The following is a 2,065-nucleotide window of genomic DNA, read 5'->3' as shown; positions in this document are numbered from 1 at the left end:
AACCTTCTCGTGTTCGCTCAGTGGCTCGACTGGTGGCAGATGTGAGCCGACACGAAGTGCGACACACCCTTCAACCCCTGGCACATATAAACCCACTCTGTCAGGATGTGACCGTGAGCGAATACAAGACGCCAGCCCTGTACGGCAGCAAGGTGCCGTTCAGCTTCCGGATGTACCCGGAAGAGCACCGGCTGGCAGCCGAGAAGGCTGAGGCCAACAACATCTCCATGGCCCGGTACATCGGTGCGCTCATCCGGCGTGACGCGGGACTCCCCAACGAGCTCGACAACCCCAAGTCCAACGAGAAAAATCAACTACCTCTTGACCCTTAAATGACTGACGGCCCGCCGTGCAGGGCGGGCCGTCGAAGTCATCCAGCTGTCAGAAGTTTGGCGACCGAGACAGCTGGTTCAACAGCTAACTGAATGAGACCTATCAATGAACCCATTAACAGGGGACTGTTGTGCTCCCTAGTGTAGCCGAGACGCGTCACCATGTGGAGTCCTCCCGGCTTCGTGCTGCCGACGTGACGTTGGCCGCTGACCAGCCAGAACGTCAGCACCCCCAAGAGTTCCCGTCGCGTACTCGTCGTGTGCGGGTGGAGCACGAGCAGTCCAAGGCTGTCGTGCTGCGGGCGGTGCCCAAGGGCTGCCAGCTCGCCAAGCACGTTGCCGCTTGGCGCCGGGCCGTGTTGGAGCACCCCAGCCTGGAGTTGATCCGTGCCGATGCCCGGGCGAACCTGCTGGCCGTGGTGGAGATCATCTGCCGCCAGCAGGACCCCGCCTCGCGTACCTGGCGCACGACCTGGGACTGGGTGGCGGAGAAGATCGACCGCTCCCGCTCCACCGTGGCGCGGGTGATCCGTCACCTGCGCGAGGCCGGGCTGCTGGCCGTGGTGGCCACCGGCCGCAGCGCCGGGCGCACCCCGGCCGCCACGGGACGCACCCGCGGCGAGGCCCCCGTCTACGCGCTCATCCACAACACCGTCCAGCCGGCAGTTGAGCCTGTGGAGATAACTGACACCCCGGTCCCCACGAAGTGGGAGAGTCTTTCCCCGCACGCGCGCGAAGAGCTTTCCCCGAAGGACGCGGCTACGCCGCGGCCCAGCCGAAGGCGCGCCGCGCAGCGGCGCGAGGTGGTCGCCGCCCTGAGCCGTCGTACAGCCCCGCTGTGGCCCCGTCATGCGACGACGGAGCCTTTGACGGAGCGGGGGACCCGTCGGGCGCGGAAGGAGACTCAGCGGGCGGCGGCCCTGGAGCTCCAGTACGAGGCCATCGTGCTGCGCCAGCTCACCACCGCCCACGTCGCAAGCGTGTGCAAGCCGTTCTTCGAGGCCGGATGGACCATCGCCGATGTGCTTACCGCCCTGGACTGGACGCCTCAGGGCACCCGCTACGGCTTCCTCACCGTGGAGGGCATCGACAACCCCGCCGCCTGGCTGGCCGCCCGGATGCGCGCCTGGACCCACCCCGACGGCAACCCGATGCGGTCCCGCGACCAGCGGGTCGCCGCCGAGGCCGCCCAGCGCCGCGCGGCAGCACGCGCGGCCGCCGAACGCTACGCGGCCCGCACAGCAGCCTCCGCGGCCGTCTCAGCGTCCTCCCCGGTGCCTGGTCCCCAGCGGCCGTTCCGGCAGCGCTGGGCCGCCCAGATCGCCGCCGGCCGCGCCGCCGGACCGCTAGCTTGATCCCGCCCCCAGCACAGGAGAACTGCCCCCCTCCCCCCCATGGCCGCACCTGCCTACCAGGGACCCGCCGGAGTGCTCCCCGGCGGTTCCCTGCCCGACCCAGTGCCGGCCGACACGCGGCTTCACCTTCCACCGCACCACGTACACGAATGCACACGTGTCCTACCCTGGGGACATCGATCAGCAACGGCCAGTACTCCTGCCGCAGATGGACGTATTCCTGCGTGCCACGGGAGTAGATGCTGATCGATGATGTTCCGCCACCTCCCCCGTGCGGGCATCGGACGGGCCCTGCCGCCCCCTCGACTAGGCAGGGCCCGCCCCCTTTTAAGCCAGGCACCCGCTGAGGGAGTCCACCGGGACCGCAGCAGCGGTCCC

The 2,065-nt window shown here is 68.7% G+C and carries 2 protein-coding genes; both read left to right on the top strand.

The window, feature by feature from the left end; all coding sequences use genetic code 11:
• The first annotated feature begins 113 nt into the window (after positions 1–113).
• A complete protein-coding gene (locus BJF77_RS02395) occupies positions 114–332 on the top strand; it encodes a hypothetical protein (protein WP_075871177.1) in 219 nt (72 codons plus the stop codon).
• Between the two features lie 260 nt (positions 333–592).
• On the top strand, positions 593–1,687 hold the full coding sequence (locus BJF77_RS02390) for a hypothetical protein (protein ID WP_075871176.1): 1,095 nt from the start codon (positions 593–595) through the stop codon (positions 1,685–1,687).
• Positions 1,688–2,065 lie beyond the last annotated feature (378 nt).

This window comes from Kocuria sp. CNJ-770, from assembly GCF_001942375.1.
Taxonomy (GTDB): Bacteria; Actinomycetota; Actinomycetes; order Actinomycetales; family Micrococcaceae; genus Kocuria; species Kocuria oceani.
This window is presented reverse-complemented; position numbering and strand designations above follow the sequence as displayed.